This is a genomic window from Brachybacterium horti, from assembly GCF_054777615.1.
In genome coordinates, this window is record NZ_BAAHAM010000002.1 from 537,831 (window position 1) to 555,524 (window position 17,694).

19 protein-coding genes are annotated in these 17,694 nt (G+C 72.7%); 11 read left to right on the forward strand and 8 right to left on the reverse strand.

Going from position 1 to position 17,694, the window contains the following annotated elements:
- Nucleotides 1–12 precede the first annotated feature (12 nt).
- Entirely contained in the window at nucleotides 13–558 is a 546-nt protein-coding gene (locus ACYVAP_RS07660; protein ID WP_498860203.1) for an NADPH-dependent FMN reductase, read from the reverse strand.
- 74 nt (nucleotides 559–632) lie between these two features.
- Between ACYVAP_RS07660 and ACYVAP_RS07665 the strand changes: the two genes are divergently transcribed.
- From ACYVAP_RS07665 to leuA, 6 genes are all read left to right on the forward strand, one after another.
- Nucleotides 633–1,007: a histidine triad nucleotide-binding protein gene (locus tag ACYVAP_RS07665; RefSeq protein ID WP_498860204.1), complete on the forward strand. Its 375-nt coding sequence runs from the start codon at nucleotides 633–635 to the stop codon at nucleotides 1,005–1,007.
- A complete protein-coding gene (locus ACYVAP_RS07670; protein WP_498860205.1) occupies nucleotides 1,004–2,065 on the forward strand; it encodes a PhoH family protein in 1,062 nt (353 codons plus the stop codon). Before ACYVAP_RS07665 ends, ACYVAP_RS07670 begins: the two co-directional genes overlap by 4 nt.
- Nucleotides 2,062–2,523 carry an rRNA maturation RNAse YbeY gene (ybeY, locus tag ACYVAP_RS07675; protein WP_498860206.1) on the forward strand — a complete coding sequence of 154 codons (462 nt, stop codon included), beginning with the start codon at nucleotides 2,062–2,064 and terminating at the stop codon, nucleotides 2,521–2,523. The genes ACYVAP_RS07670 and ybeY overlap by 4 nt, the downstream gene beginning before the upstream one ends.
- Before the next feature lie 16 nt (nucleotides 2,524–2,539).
- Nucleotides 2,540–3,862 (forward strand): hemolysin family protein, encoded by a 1,323-nt coding sequence (locus ACYVAP_RS07680; protein ID WP_498860207.1) that lies wholly within the window; start codon nucleotides 2,540–2,542, stop codon nucleotides 3,860–3,862.
- Nucleotides 3,852–4,811 carry a GTPase Era gene (era, locus tag ACYVAP_RS07685; RefSeq protein WP_498860208.1) on the forward strand — a complete coding sequence of 320 codons (960 nt, stop codon included), beginning with the start codon at nucleotides 3,852–3,854 and terminating at the stop codon, nucleotides 4,809–4,811. The genes ACYVAP_RS07680 and era overlap by 11 nt, the downstream gene beginning before the upstream one ends.
- A 331-nt stretch (nucleotides 4,812–5,142) precedes the next feature.
- A complete protein-coding gene (gene leuA / locus ACYVAP_RS07690) occupies nucleotides 5,143–6,852 on the forward strand; it encodes a 2-isopropylmalate synthase (RefSeq protein ID WP_498860439.1) in 1,710 nt (569 codons plus the stop codon).
- Nucleotides 6,853–6,928: 76 nt separating this feature from the next.
- On the opposite strand, the gene ACYVAP_RS07695 is transcribed toward leuA, so the two are convergent.
- The gene (locus ACYVAP_RS07695; protein WP_498860209.1) at nucleotides 6,929–7,963 is read right to left on the reverse strand and encodes an EamA family transporter; all 1,035 of its coding nucleotides are present in this window, start codon (nucleotides 7,961–7,963) and stop codon (nucleotides 6,929–6,931) included.
- 92 nt (nucleotides 7,964–8,055) lie between these two features.
- Between ACYVAP_RS07695 and ACYVAP_RS07700 the strand changes: the two genes are divergently transcribed.
- A complete protein-coding gene (locus tag ACYVAP_RS07700; RefSeq protein ID WP_498860210.1) occupies nucleotides 8,056–8,982 on the forward strand; it encodes a LysR family transcriptional regulator in 927 nt (308 codons plus the stop codon).
- 88 nt (nucleotides 8,983–9,070) lie between these two features.
- Here ACYVAP_RS07700 and ACYVAP_RS07705 read toward each other — a convergent pair whose 3' ends face one another.
- Complete coding sequence (locus ACYVAP_RS07705; RefSeq protein ID WP_264449931.1) at nucleotides 9,071–9,808, reverse strand: EcsC family protein; 738 nt, start codon at nucleotides 9,806–9,808, stop codon at nucleotides 9,071–9,073.
- A gap of 176 nt (nucleotides 9,809–9,984) precedes the next feature.
- Between ACYVAP_RS07705 and ACYVAP_RS07710 the strand changes: the two genes are divergently transcribed.
- The 3 genes from ACYVAP_RS07710 to ACYVAP_RS07720 all read left to right on the forward strand — a co-directional run bounded on the left by ACYVAP_RS07710 (nucleotide 9,985) and on the right by ACYVAP_RS07720 (nucleotide 12,616).
- A complete protein-coding gene (locus ACYVAP_RS07710; RefSeq protein ID WP_498860211.1) occupies nucleotides 9,985–10,749 on the forward strand; it encodes a class I SAM-dependent methyltransferase in 765 nt (254 codons plus the stop codon).
- Between the two features lie 53 nt (nucleotides 10,750–10,802).
- Nucleotides 10,803–11,534 carry a DNA repair protein RecO gene (gene recO, locus ACYVAP_RS07715; protein WP_264449929.1) on the forward strand — a complete coding sequence of 244 codons (732 nt, stop codon included), beginning with the start codon at nucleotides 10,803–10,805 and terminating at the stop codon, nucleotides 11,532–11,534.
- 257 nt (nucleotides 11,535–11,791) lie between these two features.
- Nucleotides 11,792–12,616 carry an undecaprenyl diphosphate synthase family protein gene (locus ACYVAP_RS07720; RefSeq protein WP_498860212.1) on the forward strand — a complete coding sequence of 275 codons (825 nt, stop codon included), beginning with the start codon at nucleotides 11,792–11,794 and terminating at the stop codon, nucleotides 12,614–12,616.
- On the opposite strand, the gene ACYVAP_RS07725 is transcribed toward ACYVAP_RS07720, so the two are convergent.
- Genes ACYVAP_RS07725 through ACYVAP_RS07745 form a run of 5 tightly spaced genes read right to left on the reverse strand, consistent with a single transcriptional unit; the run spans nucleotide 12,519 to nucleotide 16,123 of the window.
- Entirely contained in the window at nucleotides 12,519–13,055 is a 537-nt protein-coding gene (locus tag ACYVAP_RS07725) for a DedA family protein (protein ID WP_498860213.1), read from the reverse strand. The two genes, ACYVAP_RS07720 and ACYVAP_RS07725, sit on opposite strands and share 98 nt — an antisense overlap.
- A complete protein-coding gene (locus ACYVAP_RS07730; RefSeq protein WP_264449926.1) occupies nucleotides 13,055–13,462 on the reverse strand; it encodes a Fur family transcriptional regulator in 408 nt (135 codons plus the stop codon). The genes ACYVAP_RS07725 and ACYVAP_RS07730 overlap by 1 nt, the downstream gene beginning before the upstream one ends.
- A 56-nt stretch (nucleotides 13,463–13,518) precedes the next feature.
- Nucleotides 13,519–14,403: a metal ABC transporter permease gene (locus ACYVAP_RS07735; protein WP_498860214.1), complete on the reverse strand. Its 885-nt coding sequence runs from the start codon at nucleotides 14,401–14,403 to the stop codon at nucleotides 13,519–13,521.
- Nucleotides 14,400–15,176: a metal ABC transporter ATP-binding protein gene (locus tag ACYVAP_RS07740; RefSeq protein WP_498860215.1), complete on the reverse strand. Its 777-nt coding sequence runs from the start codon at nucleotides 15,174–15,176 to the stop codon at nucleotides 14,400–14,402. Before ACYVAP_RS07740 ends, ACYVAP_RS07735 begins: the two co-directional genes overlap by 4 nt.
- The gene (locus ACYVAP_RS07745) at nucleotides 15,173–16,123 is read right to left on the reverse strand and encodes a metal ABC transporter substrate-binding protein (protein ID WP_498860216.1); all 951 of its coding nucleotides are present in this window, start codon (nucleotides 16,121–16,123) and stop codon (nucleotides 15,173–15,175) included. The genes ACYVAP_RS07740 and ACYVAP_RS07745 overlap by 4 nt, the downstream gene beginning before the upstream one ends.
- 137 nt (nucleotides 16,124–16,260) lie before the next feature.
- On the opposite strand from ACYVAP_RS07745, the gene ACYVAP_RS07750 reads away from it, so the two are divergent.
- Entirely contained in the window at nucleotides 16,261–17,652 is a 1,392-nt protein-coding gene (locus ACYVAP_RS07750) for a glycine--tRNA ligase (protein ID WP_498860217.1), read from the forward strand.
- The last annotated feature ends 42 nt before the right edge of the window (nucleotides 17,653–17,694 follow it).

Sequence of the window (17,694 nt, forward strand, 5' to 3'; positions counted from 1 at the left end):
GGGGAGGCGCGGTCAGACGGCGGCGGCCTGCAGGGCCTTCGCGGTCGCGGCCTCGAGGCCGGCGGTGAGCGCGGCGGCCTTCTCCTCGCGGGCGGTGATCTCGCCCTCCACGGAGAGGTCCTCGCCGAAGCCGAGGCCGATCTCGGCGATGACGTCCGCACCCACGCGGCGCATGAGGGCGCCCAGGTGGCCGAGCACCTCGGCGGCGTCCATCCAGCCGTAGCCGACGATCACGGTGGGCAGCTCGGCCCACTCGGTGTACAGCCAGTCCACGGCGTTCTTGAGCGCGCCGGTGTAGGAGCCGTTGTACTGCGGGGTCACGATCACGATCGCGTCGAGGGCGCCGATCCGCTCGGCCCAGGCCTGACCGTGGGCGGTCGTGGGGCGGGCACCGGACTTCGGGGCGTGGGGCTCGTCGAAGGCGGGCAGCGTCTCGACGGCGAGATCGATGAGGTCGATCTCGACCTCCGCCGGGACGGACTCGCGCACCCACTGGGTGACGGAGTCGGAGACGCGGTTCGGGCGGGCGCTGGAGACGAGGATTCCGAGCTTTGTCATGGTGACCAGAACTCTTCGGCGGCCTCATCTGTTCCCGGATCCGGCGCGAGCTGCGTCACGCGTAGACTCGAGGCATGAGCTCCACGACCCCCGGTGCCGCCCCGCACGCCGACCCGGACTGCGTCTTCTGCCGGATCGTCGCCAGCGAGATCCCCGCGGACCGCGTCCACGAGGACGACTCCGTGATCGCCTTCCGCGACCTGAGTCCCCAGGCGCCCCTGCACATGCTCGTCGTGCCGCGCGCGCATTCCCGCGACGTCCGCGAGCTCGCCGCGGAACCCGCCCTGCTCGCCCATGTCGCCGAGGTCGCCGGCCGCGTCGCCGCCGAGCACACCGACGACGGCGACTTCCGCCTGATCTTCAACACCGGCGAGAACGCCGGCCAGACCGTCTTCCACGTGCACGCGCACGTCCTCGCGGGCGGGACGCTCGCAGAAGGAGCGATGTGACCAGCTCGAACGATGGACTCACCCCGCCTCCCGGCACCACCCCCGAGGTGCAGGAGCGGCGGCTCGCGATCCCCGACCACCTCAGCCCCTTCCAGGTGCTGGGCGAGAACGACCAGGCCCTCGCCGCCCTCGAGGACGCGGTCCCCGGGACCGACGTCCACGTGCGCGGTCACCAGGTGACCCTGCGCGGCACCGGTGACGCCCTGCGCCGCAGCGAGCACATCATGCGCAGCCTCATCGAGCTCGCCGCGACCGGCCAGGCCGTCACCGCCGAGGCCGTCCAGCGCGCCGCCGCGCTCTACGGCGACGAGCGCGCCCAGGGAGAGCAGCTCGAGCGGGTGCTCTCCCGCACGATCCTCTCCTCGCGCGGCAAGAGCATCCGTCCCAAGACCCTCGGCCAGCGCGAGTACATCGAGGCGATCGACACCTCGACGATCACCTTCGGCATCGGTCCCGCGGGCACCGGCAAGACCTACCTCGCCGTGGCGATGGCGGTCCAGCAGCTGCTCTCGCAGCGCGTGCAGCGGATCATCCTCACCCGCCCCGCGGTCGAGGCGGGGGAGCGGCTGGGCTTCCTGCCCGGCGGGCTCAACGAGAAGATCGACCCGTACCTGCGGCCGCTGTACGACGCGCTGCACGACATGCTCGATCCCGAGTCGATCCCGCGGCTCATGGGCGCCGGCACGATCGAGGTCGCCCCGCTCGCCTACATGCGCGGTCGCACCCTGAACGATGCCTTCATCATCCTCGACGAGGCGCAGAACACGACGCCCGAGCAGATGAAGATGTTCCTCACCCGCCTCGGCTTCAACTCGACCATGGTCGTCACCGGCGACGTCACCCAGGTGGACCTCCCGAGCGGCCACAAGTCCGGCCTGCGGGTGGTCGAGCAGGTGCTCCAGGGCGTCGAGGACATCTCCTTCTGCCACCTCTCGCCGCGGGACGTGGTGCGCCACCGCCTCGTGAGCGACATCGTCGAGGCCTACGGGCGCTGGGAGATCGGCCCGGGCGGGAACCGCGACTCCCGCCACCGCGGCGGGAAGGGCGGCCCGCGATGAGCATCGAGGTGCGCAACGAGACCACCGCCGTCGTCGAGGAGACCGAGTTCGTCGAGCTCGCCCGCTTCGTCTTCGAGTCGATGCACCTGCACCCGGCGACCGAGCTGTCGATCACCCTCATCGACGAGCAGGCCATGGAGCGCCTCCACGTGCAGTGGCTGGACCTCCCCGGCCCCACGGACGTCATGAGCTTCCCGATGGACGAGCTCACCCCCGGCTCCGCGGAGCACCCGGCGCCCGAGGGTCTGCTCGGCGACGTCGTGCTGTGCCCCTCGGTCGCCGCGAAGCAGGCGGCGGAAGCCGGCCACAGCACCGTCGAGGAGCTGCTGCTGCTCACCGTGCACTCGATCCTCCACCTGCTGGGCTACGACCACATGGAGGCGGAGGAGCGCAAGGTCATGTTCGACCTGCAGCGCACCCTGCTGCTCACCTTCCTCGCCTCCCGTCCCGCATCCTGAGGACCCCGCCCACCCCATGACCGCGGACCTCCTCACCCCGCTCGCCCTCGCCGCCCTGGCGGTCCTCGGCGCCGTCGTCGCCGCGGTGCTCGCCGCCGCGGACTCCGCGCACCGCTCCGTCACCCGGCAGGACGTCACCGGCGCCCTCGAGGAGCGGCCCGCCGAGGCCGCCGCGCAGGTGCGCCGCCAGTACGAGGACGCCGGGCGCACCCTCGCCTCCGTGGGCATCGGCACCGTGCTCGGCGAGACCCTCGCGACCGGCGCGGCGACGGCCGCGCTCGTGCTCGTGCTCGACGGCTGGGTGCTCCCGCTGATCATCGGCGTGCTCGGCAGCGCGATCGTGCTGTTCTGCGCCGCCTCCGTCGCGGGCCGCACCGTGGGCCGGCGCCGCTCCGCACGGGTCATCGTCTCGACCCGGCATGCGACGGCCGCCGCCCGCGTGCTGCTCTGGCCGGTCGCCGGGGCGCTGCTGCGGATCGGGGCGACCGTGACCCCGGGCGTCGCAGAGGACCCGTACGAGGCCGCCGCCGCGGCCCGGCGCGGGGTGGACCGCGCGCTCGAGAACGAGCACCTCCGCTCCGACGAGCGCTCGATGATCCACGGCGTCTTCGAGCTCGGCGGGACCATGGTGCGCGAGCTCATGGTGCCGCGCACGGACATGGTGACCGTCCCCGCTGACGGCACGGCGGAGGCCGCCATGCGGCTGTTCGTGCGCTCCGGCTTCTCCCGCGTCCCCGTCGTGGGGGACGACGTCGACGACCTGCGCGGCATGCTCTACCTCAAGGACGTGATGCGCACGATCCACGCGCCGCGCGACCCCCGGCCCGGGCGGCCCGTCTCCGAGATCATGCGGCCGGCCCGCTTCGTGCCCGAGTTCGTCCCCGCGGACGAGGTCCTGCGGCAGATGCAGGCGAGCCGCGTGCACATCTCGATCGTCGTCGACGAGTACGGCGGCGTCTCCGGGATCGTCACGATCGAGGACATCGTCGAGGAGATCGTGGGCGAGATCGCCGACGAGCACGACCGCGTCGAGCCCGAGATCGAGGAGGTCGCGCCCGGCACGTTCCGGGTCCCGGCCCGCGCCGGCGTCGGCGAGGTCGGCGGGATCTTCGGCCTCGACATCGAGGACGAGGACGTCGACAGCGTCGGCGGCCTGCTCGGCAAGGTCCTCGGCGAGGTGCCGATCGTCGGCTCCTCGGGCGAGGCCCACGGCCTGCGCCTCGAGGCGGAGTCCACCTCCGGGCGCCGCAAGCGCCTCTCCACCCTTCTCGTCTCGCGGGCACCGCGCCCCGGCGACGACCACCACCCGTCCCCTCCGGAGGATCCCGATGACCGCTGAGACCCCCGCCCCCGATCCCGCCGATCACCGCGCGGGCTTCGTCGCCCTCGTCGGCCGGCCGAACGTCGGCAAGTCGACGCTCACGAACGCGCTCGTGGGCGAGAAGGTCGCGATCACCTCCTCGAAGCCGCAGACCACGCGCCGCGCGATCCGCGGCATCGTCACGCGCGAGGACGCGCAGATCATCCTCGTGGACACCCCCGGGGTGCACCGGCCTCGCACGCTCCTCGGCGAGCGGCTGAACGACCTCGTCCGCGAGACGCTCGGCGAGGTGGACGTCGTGGGCTTCTGCCTCCCCGCCGATCAGCGGATCGGTCCCGGCGACCGCTTCATCGCGGAGGACCTCGCCGAGATGCGCTCGGGCCGGCGCGGCCCGAAGGTCGTCGCCGTCGTCACGAAGACCGACCTCGTGACCCGCGACCAGCTCGCCGAGCACCTGCTCGCCGTGGACTCCCTGCTCGACGTCGACGAGATCGTCCCGATCAGCGCCGTCACCGGCGAGCAGGTGGACCTGCTCCTGCAGGTGATCGCCGGGCTGCTCCCGGAGGGGCCGCAGCTCTACCCGGACGACCAGCTCACCGAGGAGTCCCGCGACGACCGCATCTCCGAGCTGATCCGCGAGGCGGCGCTCGAGGGCGTGCGCGACGAGCTCCCGCACTCGATCGCCGTCGTCGTCGAGGAGGTCGTGGAGACCGATTCCGACGACCCCTTCGCCGAGGTCGCGCCGGGGGAGGGGCGGCTCGTGGTGCGGGCGAGCCTCTTCGTCGAGCGCGACAGCCAGAAGGGCATCATCATCGGCCGCGGCGGCTCGCGGCTGAAGGAGGTCGGCTCGACGGCCCGCGGGGAGATCAACCGCCTCCTGGGCCGCAAGGTGCACCTCGACCTCCGGGTCAAGGTCGCCAAGGAGTGGCAGCGCGACCCCAAGCAGCTGGGGCGGCTCGGCTTCTGATCCGCGGCCCGATCCGTGCGGTGCCGCCGCAGCGCGCCGACCCGTCCCGTCTCGCATCGCGACCGCGGCCGGGGAGCCGCGGCGGCGGTGCTACGGTGACGGCGTGCGTGGATCGATGCTCCTGCTTCTCCGCCGCGACGGGGCCTGACGGCCGGAACCCCGCCGCGGCTGATGTCGTGCCCCGGCGTTCGGCTCCCCGTCTCGTGAAGGACCATCGATGACCACCCCCAGCTCCACCACCGCCCCCGTCGTCGCCGACGTGCCCGCGACCCTGGACCCCTCGGTCCCCGTCGTCGGCCCCCGCGGCGACACCCCCCAGCAGCCCTCCGGCATGCCCGTGCACCGCTACCGGCCGTTCCACGAGCAGATCGCCGTGGACCTCCCGGAACGCACCTGGCCCTCCCGCCGCATCACCCGCGCGCCCCGCTGGTGCGCCGTGGATTTGCGCGACGGCAACCAGGCCCTCATCGATCCCATGAACGCCCAGCGCAAGCTGCGGATGTTCGAGCTGCTCGTGCAGATGGGCTACAAGGAGATCGAGGTCGGCTTCCCCTCCGCGAGCCAGACCGACTTCGACTTCGTGCGCACCCTCATCGAGGAGGACCGCATCCCGGAGGACGTCTCCATCCAGGTGCTCACCCAGTCCCGCGAGCACCTCATCGAGCGCACCTACCAGGCGCTCGCGGGGGCGCGCCGCGCCGTGGTGCACCTGTACAACTCGACCTCGATCGTGCAGCGGGACGTAGTCTTCCGCGCCGACGAGGACGGCATCCTCGACATCGCCGTGCAGGGCGCCCTGCTGTGCAAGAAGTACGAGGAGACGATCCCGGACACCGAGATCACCTACGAGTACTCCCCGGAGTCCTACACGGGCACCGAGCTCGAGTACGCCGTGCGCGTGTGCAACGCGGTCATCGAGATCGTGAAGCCCACGCCGGAGGACAAGATGATCATCAACCTCCCGGCGACCGTCGAGATGGCGACCCCGAACGTCTACGCCGACTCGATCGAGTGGATGCACCGCCACCTGGACCGCCGGGACTCGATCGTGCTGTCCCTGCACCCGCACAACGACCGCGGCACCGGCGTCGCGGCGGCGGAGCTCGGCTATCTCGCGGGCGCGGACCGCATCGAGGGCTGCCTGTTCGGCAACGGTGAGCGCACCGGCAACGTGGACCTCGTGACCCTGGGCCTGAACCTGTTCAGCCAGGGCATCGACCCGCAGATCGACTTCTCGCACCTCGACGAGGTGCGCCGCACCGTCGAGCACTGCAACCAGATGCCCGTGCCCGAGCGCAGCCCCTACGGCGGCGACCTCGTGTTCACGGCGTTCTCCGGCTCCCACCAGGACGCGATCAAGAAGGGCCTGGACCGCATGGAGGCGGACGCCGCCGCGGCGGGCCGCACACTCGAGGAGTCCGAGTGGCGGGTCCCGTACCTGCCCGTGGACCCCAAGGACCTGGGCCGCTCCTACGAGGCCGTGATCCGCGTGAACTCGCAGTCCGGCAAGGGCGGCATGGCCTACCTGCTGCGCACCGAGCACGGGCTGGACCTGCCGCGCCGCCTGCAGATCGAGTTCTCCGGGATCGTGCAGCAGCGCACCGACTCCGAGGGCGGCGAGGTCTCCTCCGAGGCGCTCTGGGACGCGTTCACCGACGAGTACCTGCCGGCCACGGATCCGGACCGTCGCTGGGGCCGCTTCGGCTTCCGCGGCGTGCAGCAGGAGTCCACGGGGGACGGCGAGGACCGTCTCACCGTGACCCTGCTCGTGGACGGCGAGGAGCACGAGATCACCGGGATCGGCAACGGTCCGCTCGACGCCTTCACCAAGGCGCTCGCGGAGCGTCACATCCCGGTGCGGATCCTCGACTACGCCGAGCACGCGCTCACCGAGGGCGACGACTCGCTCGCCGCGTCCTACATCGAGTGCGAGATCGGCGACCGGATCTTCTGGGGCGTCGGCATCGACGGCTCGATCACCCGCGCCTCCCTCGAGGCGATCGTCTCCGCGCTGAACCGCGAGCACCGCGCCCGCGTCTGAGCAGGTGAGCAGACGGCCGCCCGGCCGGCACGGAGGGGGTCTCCCCTCCGTCGCCGCCGGGCGGCCGTCCTGCTGCTCAGCGCCGCTCGGCGTCCTCCGCGAGCTCCGCGTCCGGGAGCACCACCGGCATCTCCCCGGTGAGCGTGGCGTGGGTGGGGGTGGGGAGCTCCCAGCCGGGCTGCTCGTCGGCCGGCTGCGGCTGGTCCGGGGCCGCGCCGCGGGCGGTGAGCGTGATGCCCACGCTCGCGCCGACCACGAGCAGCCCCGCGGCGATGCGCAGGGGTGTCGCGCCCTGACCGATCAGCAGGACCCCGGCGATCAGGGCGATGACGGGCTCGAGGCTCAGCAGGATGCCGAACACGTGGCGGGGGAGACGGCGCAGCGCCGCGAGCTCGAGCGTGTAGGGCAGCACCGAGGCGAGCAGGGCGGTGCCGATGCCGAGCGAGAGCAGGTGCAGGTCCGTGAGGCCCGCGACCGCCCCGGGCGCCCCGAGGGGCAGCACCACGAGCGCGCCGACGGCCATCGCGACGGCGAGGCCGTCCTGGCCCGGGACGAGCCGGCCCACCCGTGCACTCGCGAGCACGTACAACCCCCAGAACACGGCGGCGATCAGGGCGAAGAGCACACCGATCCCGTCCAGGGCGGTGTCGCCGGTGGCGGACTCGAGGCCGAACAGGCTCACGCCGCCCAGGGCGAGCACGACCCAGAGCAGGTCGGTGCGGCGGGTGGAGAGCACGGCGGAGACCGCGAGCGGCCCGAGGAACTCGATCGCGACGGCGGTGCCGAGCGGGATGCGCGCGATCGAGACGTAGAAGGCGCCGTTCATCCCGCCGATCGCCCCGCCGAACAGGAGCACGGCGATCCATTGCTCCCGGGTGAAGCGGTGCAGCTTCGGGCGCACGATCACGAGCAGCACCACGGCGGCGATGCCGAGGCGCAGGGCGGTCGTGCCCCAGGAGCCGAGCTCGGGGAAGAGCCGGGTCGCGAGCGCGGCGCCGAACTGGAGGGAGGTGCAGGAGCCGAGGATGAACAGCACCGGCGTCAGGGGCACGCCGGAGCCGCCGCGGGTCGTCCCGAGGGCGGTGGTGGGAGCGGGGGAGGAGGTCGTCACGGGTCCACTCTGAGGCCCCGTGTCCCTTTCGGTCCAGCGCATGTTCCCGACGTGTACCGTGAAGGGATGCTTCATGGACGAGAGGGTGTGCCGTGCTGAACCTCCACCGACTGTTCCTGCTGCACGAACTGCGCAGGCTGGAGACCATGTCCGCGGTCGCCGCGGCCCATTCCCTCTCCCCCTCCGCGGTCTCCCAGCAGCTCTCCCACCTGGAGCGGGAGACCAGGGTCACTCTGTTCGAGCAGGCCGGACGGCGCGTCATCCTCACGGACGCGGGCATGCAGCTCGCCCGCCGTGCCGAGGAGATGCTCGGGCTCATCGAGTCCGCCGAGGCCGAGCTCGCCCTCGCCCAGGGTGAGGCGAGCGGGGTGCTGCGCGTCGCCTCCTTCCAGACGCCGATGATCGCCCTGGCCCCCGCGACGGTGAGCATCCTCGAGCAGAGCCATCCGGATCTTCGGATCGAGCTCGCCCAGCGCGAGGTCGACGAGGCCTACGAGGGGCTGCTCGCCCACCGCTTCGAGGTGATCCTCGGGGAGGACTACCCGGGCGGGCGGCGGGTCGTGCGGCGCGGCACGGACCGCGAGGGGCTGCTGGACGACCCGCTGCTGCTCGTGCTCCCGAGCGCCGGAGCGTGGTCCGCCCCGGCGACCCTCGCGGACCTCGCCGAGGCGCCGTGGGCGCTGGACCCGGAGGACACCCGCACCGGCGACTGGGAGCGCACCTACCTGCGCTCCGCCGGCATCGAGCCGAGGATCCGCTTCGACACCCCGGACCCGCTGCTGCAGGTGCACCTCGTGCGCTCGGGCCACGCCGTGGCCTTCGTCCCCGGCATCATCGCCTCCGAGCACCTCGGCGGGACCCGTCCGGTGCGGCTGCCCGGCGACCCTCAGCGCTCGCTCTACACGGCCGCCCGGGCCGGAGCGGCGGGCCACCCCGCGCTGCTGGCCTTCCGGGCCGCGCTGCTCGAGGCCGGCGCCGCCCCGCGCGACCTCGCCGGTCTGGACCGGATCGGAGGCTGAGCGCTTCCCGGAGGGGAGGACGTCGCCCTCATGCAGCCTCGCGTGCAGATCGGCGCCGTGGTCCGATGCCCGCGTCGCCCGTCGCGCCTCAGCCCCGGTCAGGGAACTGCGCGAGCGCCGCGGCGAGGATGCGGGAGAGCTGCCGGCGGTCGGAGAACGCGCCGATGACCGCGCCGAGCCCGGGGATCGCCTTGCCGAACAGGCGCACCGAGCGCATGCCGAAGCGGGAGAGCGCGCGGCTCGCGATCGCGGCGGCGACGTCGGACTGCGGGGTGCGCTGCATGCGCTGGGTCGCGACCCGCGCGGCGGCGCCCGCGACCGGGCCGAGGCCGAGGCCCTTGAGCAGGTCCTGGGAGTCCTCGCCCACGAGGGTCGCGAGCACGCGGGTGCGGATCTCCTCGTCGTCGAGGTCGTACCCGCGCACCACGGCGATCGCCCCGACCATGCGGGTGGCCTGCACGTAGAACTCCAGTACGTTCGTGGGCAGGAGGAGCGGGAGGGTGATGAAGCCGCCGAGCCCCGTGAGGAAGCCGCCCACGGTCACGCCGCGCCGGTGGCTGCGCACGAGGCGACGGATCGCGACCTCGGGGCGGCGCCTGCCGCGGCCCCGGCGCGCGCGCTCGGCGACGGCCGCGGCGGAGGAGTAGGTGAGGCGGCCGTCCAGCCCGATGTCCCGGATCGTCTCGACGGTGCGGGCGAGGGCGCCGCGCTCGGCATGGATGTGCTGCTCGTCGCCGCGGCCGCGGTCGCGGCGGGCGGCCTTCATCGCCGCGCGGGTGGTGCTGCGGGCGTTCTCGTCCTGGCGCAGGATCTGCCTGATCCCCATGGCCCCTCCTCGATCGGTGCTCGCGGGGCGGCGACGCCGCCCGCCCTCATCATGCCGTGCGCCGGGGCCGGCGTCGCCCCGTCGGCGGACCTTCCGGTCGACCCGGTCCCCTCCAGTGATATCTTGACGTCAAGATAAATCTGGGTCGGACCCCCGGCCCGACGGAGAGGACACCGATGGCCATGCGCTGGGACCCCGACACCTACCTCGCCTACGCGGACGAGCGCGCCCGCCCCTTCCTCGAGCTCACCGCGAGAATCCGCGCCGAGGCGCCGCGCACCGTGGTCGACCTCGGCGCCGGGCCCGGCACGCTCACCGCCCTGCTCCACGAGCGCTGGCCCGAGGCACAGGTCACCGCCGTCGACTCGAGCGCCGAGATGATCGAGCGCGCGAGCGCGATCGAGGGCATCGGGGTCCAGCACGCCGACCTGCGCAGCTGGCGGCCCGACTCACCCGTGGACGTGATCGTCGCGAACGCCTCCCTGCAGTGGGTGCCGGACCACCTCGCGCTGCTGCCCCACCTGATCGACCATCTCGCCCCCGGCGGATGGCTGGCCTTCCAGGTGCCGGGGAACTTCGAGGAGCCCAGCCACACCCTGCGCCGCGAGCTCGCCGCCCAGGAGCCCTTCGCCGCGCACACGGCCTGGGTGGACCACCCCGCCTCCCACGACCCCGCGGTCTACCTGCGTTCCCTGCAGGAGCGGGGCTGCGAGGTCGACGCCTGGGAGACCACCTACCTCCACGTCCTGCACGGCGAGGACCCGGTGCTCGAGTGGGTCAAGGGCACCGGCGCCCGGCCCACCCTGCTCGCCCTGCCCGAGGACCTGCGCGCCCGCTTCGAGGCCGAGCTCGGCGCGCGGCTGCGGGAGGCCTACCCGGAGACCGGCACCGGCGTCGTGCTGCCCTTCCGGCGTGTGTTCGCCGTCGCGCGGAGGCCCTGAGCCCGGCCCGCCTGCCGCCGTGCGTCCCCGTGCGACGGTAGATTCGAGGGACCATGCAGAAGCTCTACCGTGACCATGCGATCGTCCTGCGCACCCACCCGCTGGGCGAGGCCGATCGCATCATCACGCTGCTCACCCGCACCCACGGGAAGGTGCGCGCCGTCGCCAAGGGCGTGCGCCGCACCGCGAGCCGCTTCGGAGCCCGCCTCGAGCCCTTCACCCTCGTCGACGTCCAGCTCCATGCCGGCCGCGGCCTGCACACCGTCAACCAGGTCGTGACGATCGAGGCCTTCGCCGGGCCGATCAGCGCGGACTACGCGCGCTTCACCGCCGCGAGCGCGATGCTCGAGACCACGGACCGGCTGACCGACGAGGTCGTCGACCCCTCCCAGCGCGGGTTCCTGCTGCTCGTGGGAGCCCTGCGCACCATGGCCGCGGGCCGCATCCCACCGCCGCTCGTGCTCGACTCGTTCCTGCTGCGCACCCTCGCCCTCTCCGGCTGGGCGCCGGAGCTGAGCGTCTGCGCCTCCTGCGGCGCGCACGGGCCCCACCACGCCCTCGACATCCGCGCGGGCGGGCTCGTGTGCACCGCCTGCCGGAAGCCCGGCGCACGGGCCGTGCGCCAGGCCGCCGTCGAGCACATGATCTTCCTGCTCGCGGGCGATTGGGAGAACGCCGTCACCGCCGAGGAGTCCGTCGTGCACGAGGCGGGCAGGATCATCGCGGACACGATCACCTGGCACCTCGAGCGCTCCGTGCGCTCGCTCAGCTACGTCGAGCGCTGAGCGCCGGTGGGCGGGGAGCGGGCCCATCCCCGAGGACGACGGCTCGCCCGGGTGCTCCGTGCTGACCTCCCCGCGCTCGGCCGCCCCAGGCGCGGGAGGCGCCGTGCGGGGCACGGGGGTCCTTCCGAGCGGTGACACAGGAGCCGCGGCACGCCTCGGGCGGGGGAGTCCCGCCTCCCAGCGCCGGGTCATCCGCCGTCATGTTCACGGATACGATCAGCGGGTCCGTCCACGTCCTGCCCCGGGAGGCCCTCCCCATGCCCGCCGACGCCCCCTACGCCGCGCCCTTCGAGCACCCGAGCGGCGCTGACGCCCCGCAGCTGCCGCGGGAGCTGGTGCCCGGGCACGTCGCGGTGGTCATGGACGGCAACGGCCGCTGGGCGAACCGCCGGGGCCTGCCGCGCACGGCCGGCCACGAGGCGGGGGAGGCGGCGCTGCTGGACGTGGTCGCGGGAGCCCTGCAGATCGGCGTCACGCACCTCTCCGCGTACGCCTTCTCGACGGAGAACTGGAAGCGCTCCCCGGACGAGGTGCGCTTCCTCATGGGCTTCTCCCGCTCCGTGCTGCGCCGCCAGCGTGACACCCTGAACAGCTGGGGTGTGCGGATCGTGTGGATCGGTCGGGAGCAGCGGCTCTGGGGCTCGGTGATCTCCGAGCTCAAGGCGGCCGAGGAGCTCACCCGGGGCAACACCCGGATGACGCTTTACATGTGCGTGAACTACGGGGGCCGCGCCGAGATCGTCGACGCGGTGCGTGAGATCGCGGAGCAGGCGCGCGCGGGGCGCCTGCGCGGCCGCGGGATCACCGAGAAGAGCTTCGCGCGTCACCTCATCGACCCGACGATGCCCGACGTCGACCTGTTCCTCCGCACGAGCGGGGAGCAGCGGACCTCGAACTTCCTGCTGTGGCAGGCCGCCTACGCGGAGCTGGTCTTCGTGCCGGAGCTGTGGCCCGACATGGACCGGGTGGTGCTGTGGCGCGCGATCACGGAGTACGCGCGGAGGGATCGTCGCTACGGCGGGGCCGTGGATCTGCCGGGCTCGGATCCTGAGCGCGACGACGCGCCCGGGAGCGACGGCTGAGCACGACCACGACGACCAGCAGGATGACGAGCGCGAGCACCGCGACGGCCGCCCAGGGCGAGCGGAGGAACAGCTCGAACCAGGCGGCGAGGGCCACGAGCCCGATCGTCGCGTAGACGACCGCCCAGGCGAGGCCGCCGATCGCGAGCGCCGGCAGGTACCGCCGCAGCGGCATCCCGGTGAGGCCAGCGGCGGCGTTGGCGGCGGTCTGGAAGCCCACGGTGAGGAAGCTCAGCGCGACCACCGGCGCGCCCCAGGAGTTGACGATCCCGGTGGCGCGGCGCACGCGCGGGGAGGCGAGCAGCTCCGCGACCCGGCCGCGGTCGGCGACGGAGCGGGCGCCGCGGGCGATCGCGTAGGTGGCACCGGCGCGGCAGAGGATGACGACGTAGAGCACGCCGACCGCCGGCAGCAGCGGCAGCGACCGCACCCACTCCATCATCGGGAGGAGGCCTCCGCCCGGGCGGCCTCGCACCCTGTGCACAGGCCGAACACCTCGAGGGTGTGGTCGAGGTCGGTGTAGCCCTGCTCGCGCGCGATGCGGGACATGGCGGCCTCGAGCTCGGGGGCGAGGAACTCGACGGTGCGCCCGCACTCGCGGCACACGAGGTGATGGTGGTGCCCGGTCGCCTCGCACTGGCGGTAGCGGGTCTCGCCGTCGTCGCCCACGAGCACGTCGAGGCGGTCGGACTGGGCGAGCGCCTGGAGGTTGCGGTAGACGGTCGCGAGGCCGACGGTCTCGCCGTCGGCCCGCATCTGCTCGTGGATCTGCTGGGCGCTGCGGAAGTCGTCCTGCCGGGAGAGCGCCTCGAGGATCGCGGAGCGCTGGCGGGTGTTCCGTTGCATGCCCCGATTCTCCCTCATGGGGGTCGGGACCTCCATCCCCGGTGACCCGTGCCGCGTCATGCCCGGGCCCGTGTCGGCTCGGCCGCGGGGCGCCGCGAGGGCGTGGGTCGCACCGCCTTGACGACGAGTCCGAGCACGTAGACGCCGATCGTGAGGAGGACGATGACGCCGCCGGGCGGGAGGTCCACGCTCGCGGTGATGATGAGCCCCGCCACGGCGCACACGACCGCGATGACCATGGCCGTGCGCATGGTCCGCGCGAAGCCCACCACGAGGGTCTGGGCGGCGGCGACGGGGACGATCATGAGCGCGGAGACCATGAGCGCGCCCACGATCCGCATGGAGAGGGTGACGGTGAGCGCGGCCATCATCGCGATGAGCACGTTGACGGCGCGCACGGGCAGGCCCGAGGCGCGCGCGAACTCCTCGTCGCTCGTGACGGCGGCGAGCAGCCCGTTCAGGCCGAGGCCGATCCCGAGCACCACGACCGCCAGCACCACCGCGATGATGACGTCGGGCCCGGTGACGGTCGAGAGCGAGCCGAAGAGATAGCCCATGAGCGACTGGGAGGTGCCTCCCGCGAGCTTGATGATGACGACTCCGCCGGCGATGCCGCCGTAGAAGAGGATCGCGAGGGCGACGTCCCTGCTCGTGTGCCCGATCTCGCGGACGTACTCGATCGCGATCGCGCCGATCATCGAGGCGACGAGCGCGCCGGGGATCGCGAGGAGGTCCGCGGGGCTCGCGGCGAGCCAGGCGCCCACGAGCCAGCCGACGGCCACGCCCGTGAGGGCCACGTGGCCCAGCCCGTCGCCGAGCAGGGAGAGCTTCTTCTGGACGAGGAAGGTGCCCACGACGGGCGCGGTGAGACCGATGAGCACGGCGATGATCAGCGGGTAGCGCAGGACGTCGGAGGTGAGGAGTTCGAGGGGCGAGATCATGCGGGGTGGATCTCCTGTCCGAGGCAGTCGTCGATGTGCCCCGCGGGGCCGCTGTGGTCGTCGTGGTCGTCGCCGTGGGACTGCGCGGGCAGGGCGGCGACAGGGCCGTCGTGCACGATGCGGCCGTGGTCGAGGACGACGGCGCGGTTGAGGTGCTCGGCGAGCGCGCCGGTCTCGTGGAGGACGACGAGGATCGTGGTGCCGCTCGCGGAGAGGTCCCGGAACAGGCCGGCGATGAGCTCCTGGGTGGGCAGGTCGATGCCGGCGAAGGGCTCGTCGAGCACGAGCAGCTCGGGGCGGCGCACGAGGGCGCGCGCGATCATCACGCGGCGCCGCTGACCGCCGGACATGCGGGTGACGGGTCGGTCGGCGAGGTCGCCGAGGCCCACGGCGTCGAGCGCTTCCTGGACGCGGCGGTCGCTGCGGCGCACGGTCCAGGTGCGCGGTCCCAGCAGCCCGGCGGCGACGGCCTCGCGGGCGGTGGCCGGGATCGAGCCGCCGCTCGAGCTGTCCTGGGGCACGTAGCCCAGGCGCGAGTGCCCGGCACGGCGACGGGCGGGGGAGCCGAGCAGGGCCACCTCGCCGCACTCGAGGGGCAGCAGGCCCAGCAGCGCCCGCAGCAGGGTGGACTTGCCCGAGCCGTTCGCACCGAGCAGGGCGACCATCTCGCCGGGCGCGATCCGGAGATCCACGCCGTCGAGCACGGGGGAGCCGCCGAGGCTCACGCGGAGGTCGCGCGCCTCGAGCACGGGATCGGAAGAGGGACGGCTCATGACCAGCTCGCCATCAGGGCCTTCGCGTTGCTGCGCATGACCGCAGGGTAGTCCTGGTCCTCGGAGAGCTGGGTCTCGAGGTTGTCGAGCTCCGCGGCGGTGACGCCGACGTTCTCCGCGAGCGTCTGAGCGACCTTGGGGGAGGCCGTGGTCTCGAAGAAGATGGTCGTGACCGCCTCGTCCTTCACGACCTGCTCGAGCTGGAGGAGACGTTGGGGGGACGGCTCGGTCTCGGGGTCCACGCCGCTGATCCCGACCTGGTGGAGGTCGTAGCGGTTCGCGAGGTAGGCGAAGGCCGTGTGGCTCGTGACGAAGGTGCGGCTCCCGCTCACCGAGGAGAAGTCCTCCTCGAGCTCGGTGTCGAGGGCCTCGAGGTCCGAGCGGAGGGTCGTCGCGTTCGCGGTGAGCTCCTCGGCGACGTCCGGCAGCTGCTCGCCGAGGCGCTTCGCGATCGCGTCGCCGATGTCCGCCATGCGCTGCGGGTCGTGCCACAGGTGGGGGTCGTCGCCGGCGAGGTCGTGCTCCTCGCCGTCGTCGCCGGATCCGTCCTCCTCGTGCTCGTGCTCGTCCTCGCCGGAGCTCGCGAGCAGGGTGACGACGCTCGAGACGTCGAGCACGTTGTCGCTGCCCTCGCTCGCGATCGCGTCGTCGAGGGCGGTGGCGAGGCCGGGGATCTGGAGCACCAGGGCGGCCTTCTGGATCTCGAGGGTCTGCTTGACGGAGAGCTCGAGGCCGTGGGCGTCGGCGCCCGGCGTCGCGAGCTGGATCATGTCGATGTGGTCACCGGCCACGCGGGTCGCGAGGTACTCCATGGGGTAGCAGGCGGCGACCACGGCGGGCTTGCCGTCGGAGCCGGATCCGCCCTCCCCGCAGGCGGCGAGGACCGCGGTGCCGGAGGCGGCGCCGAGGAGGGCGAGGAGGTGGCGGCGGCTGGGTGCGAACGACATGACAATCATTCTCACGAGCAGTGCGGCCGACGGCAAGCGGCACCGCGGTGAGATGCGGCATTCGTGGGCACCGTCACAGCCGCGGGGCTGGCTATGCTGGGGCACCGTCCGTCCCACCCGTCACCAGGAGCACCCCCGTGGCCAAGGCCCCCGCCAGCACGCTGGACAACGTCATCGCACTCGCCAAGAAGCGCGGCTTCGTGTTCCCGGCCGGTGAGATCTACGGCGGTACGCGCTCCGCATGGGACTACGGCCCCCTGGGCGTGGAGCTCAAGGAGAACATCAAGAAGCAGTGGTGGCGCACCTTCGTGCAGTCCCGCGGCGACATGGTGGGCCTGGACTCCTCGATCATCCTGCCCTCGAAGGTGTGGGAGGCCTCCGGCCACGTCGCGACCTTCACCGACCCCCTCGTCGAGTGCCGCAGCTGCCACAACCGCTTCCGCGAGGACCACCTGCTCGAGGAGTTCGAGGCGAAGAAGGGCCGTGAGCCCGAGGGCGGCCTCGCCGAGATCCCGTGCCCCCACTGCGGCGTGCGCGGCGAGTTCACCGAGCCCCAGCAGTTCTCCGGGCTCATGAAGACCTACCTCGGCGCCGTCGAGAACGAGGCCGGCCTCGCCTACCTGCGCCCCGAGACCGCGCAGGGCATCTTCGTGAACTTCCTCAACGTGGTCACCGCCACGCGCATGAAGCCCCCCTTCGGCATCGGCCAGGTCGGCAAGTCCTTCCGCAACGAGATCACCCCCGGCAACTTCATCTTCCGCACGCGCGAGTTCGAGCAGATGGAGATCGAGTACTTCACGCCGCCGGCGGAGGCCGACCAGCACTTCAAGGAGTGGGTCGAGGCCTGCTGGGACTGGTACATCGATCTCGGCATCAAGGAGGAGAACCTCCGCCGCTTCGACGTCCCCGAGGACGAGCGCGCGCACTACAGCGCCGGCACGATCGACCTCGAGTACCGCTTCGGCTTCTCCGGCAGCGAGTGGGGCGAGCTCATGGGCATCGCCAACCGCACCGACTTCGACCTCTCGAGCCACACCGAGGGCTCGGGCACGAAGATGCAGTACTTCGACCAGGCCGCGAACGAGCGCTACACGCCGTTCGTCATCGAGCCCAGCTTCGGCCTCACCCGCGCGATGATGGCCTTCCTCGTGGACGCCTACGCCGAGGACGAGGCGCCCAACACCAAGGGCGGCGTCGACGTGCGCACCGTGCTCAAGCTCGACCCGCGCCTCGCGCCCGTCAAGGCCGCGGTGCTGCCGCTGTCCAAGAGCGAGGACCTCGTGCCCCGCGCCGAGGAGCTCGCCACGAAGCTCCGCAAGCACTGGAACGTCGACATGGACGTCTCCCAGGCGATCGGTCGCCGCTACCGCCGCCAGGACGAGATCGGCACCCCGTTCTGCATCACCGTCGACTTCGACACCGCTGGCGATCAGGCGGTGACGATCCGCGAGCGCGACACGATGGCGCAGGAGCGCGTCGCCCTCGACCAGGTCGAGTCCTACCTCGCGGCGCGTCTGCTCGGCGCCTGAGCCGCGCGGCCCGAGGCCCCCGTCCCGCAGCAGCGGGGCGGG

Excerpts from the sequence above, each read along its gene's own strand:
- ACYVAP_RS07680 (WP_498860207.1), top strand. The coding sequence starts at position 2,540 with ATGACCGCGGACCTCCTCACCCCGCTCGCCCTCGCCGCCCTGGCGGTC.
- ACYVAP_RS07665 (WP_498860204.1), top strand. The coding sequence starts at position 633 with ATGAGCTCCACGACCCCCGGTGCCGCCCCGCACGCCGACCCGGACTGC.
- leuA (WP_498860439.1), top strand. The coding sequence starts at position 5,143 with ATGCCCGTGCACCGCTACCGGCCGTTCCACGAGCAGATCGCCGTGGAC.
- ACYVAP_RS07660 (WP_498860203.1), bottom strand. The coding sequence starts at position 558 with ATGACAAAGCTCGGAATCCTCGTCTCCAGCGCCCGCCCGAACCGCGTC.
- era (WP_498860208.1), top strand. The coding sequence starts at position 3,852 with ATGACCGCTGAGACCCCCGCCCCCGATCCCGCCGATCACCGCGCGGGC.
- ACYVAP_RS07705 (WP_264449931.1), bottom strand. The coding sequence starts at position 9,808 with ATGGGGATCAGGCAGATCCTGCGCCAGGACGAGAACGCCCGCAGCACC.
- ACYVAP_RS07730 (WP_264449926.1), bottom strand. The coding sequence starts at position 13,462 with ATGCAACGGAACACCCGCCAGCGCTCCGCGATCCTCGAGGCGCTCTCC.
- ACYVAP_RS07710 (WP_498860211.1), top strand. The coding sequence starts at position 9,985 with ATGGCCATGCGCTGGGACCCCGACACCTACCTCGCCTACGCGGACGAG.
- ACYVAP_RS07720 (WP_498860212.1), top strand. The coding sequence starts at position 11,792 with ATGCCCGCCGACGCCCCCTACGCCGCGCCCTTCGAGCACCCGAGCGGC.
- ACYVAP_RS07725 (WP_498860213.1), bottom strand. The coding sequence starts at position 13,055 with ATGGAGTGGGTGCGGTCGCTGCCGCTGCTGCCGGCGGTCGGCGTGCTC.
- recO (WP_264449929.1), top strand. The coding sequence starts at position 10,803 with ATGCAGAAGCTCTACCGTGACCATGCGATCGTCCTGCGCACCCACCCG.
- ACYVAP_RS07745 (WP_498860216.1), bottom strand. The coding sequence starts at position 16,123 with ATGTCGTTCGCACCCAGCCGCCGCCACCTCCTCGCCCTCCTCGGCGCC.
- ACYVAP_RS07735 (WP_498860214.1), bottom strand. The coding sequence starts at position 14,403 with ATGATCTCGCCCCTCGAACTCCTCACCTCCGACGTCCTGCGCTACCCG.
- ybeY (WP_498860206.1), top strand. The coding sequence starts at position 2,062 with ATGAGCATCGAGGTGCGCAACGAGACCACCGCCGTCGTCGAGGAGACC.
- ACYVAP_RS07740 (WP_498860215.1), bottom strand. The coding sequence starts at position 15,176 with ATGAGCCGTCCCTCTTCCGATCCCGTGCTCGAGGCGCGCGACCTCCGC.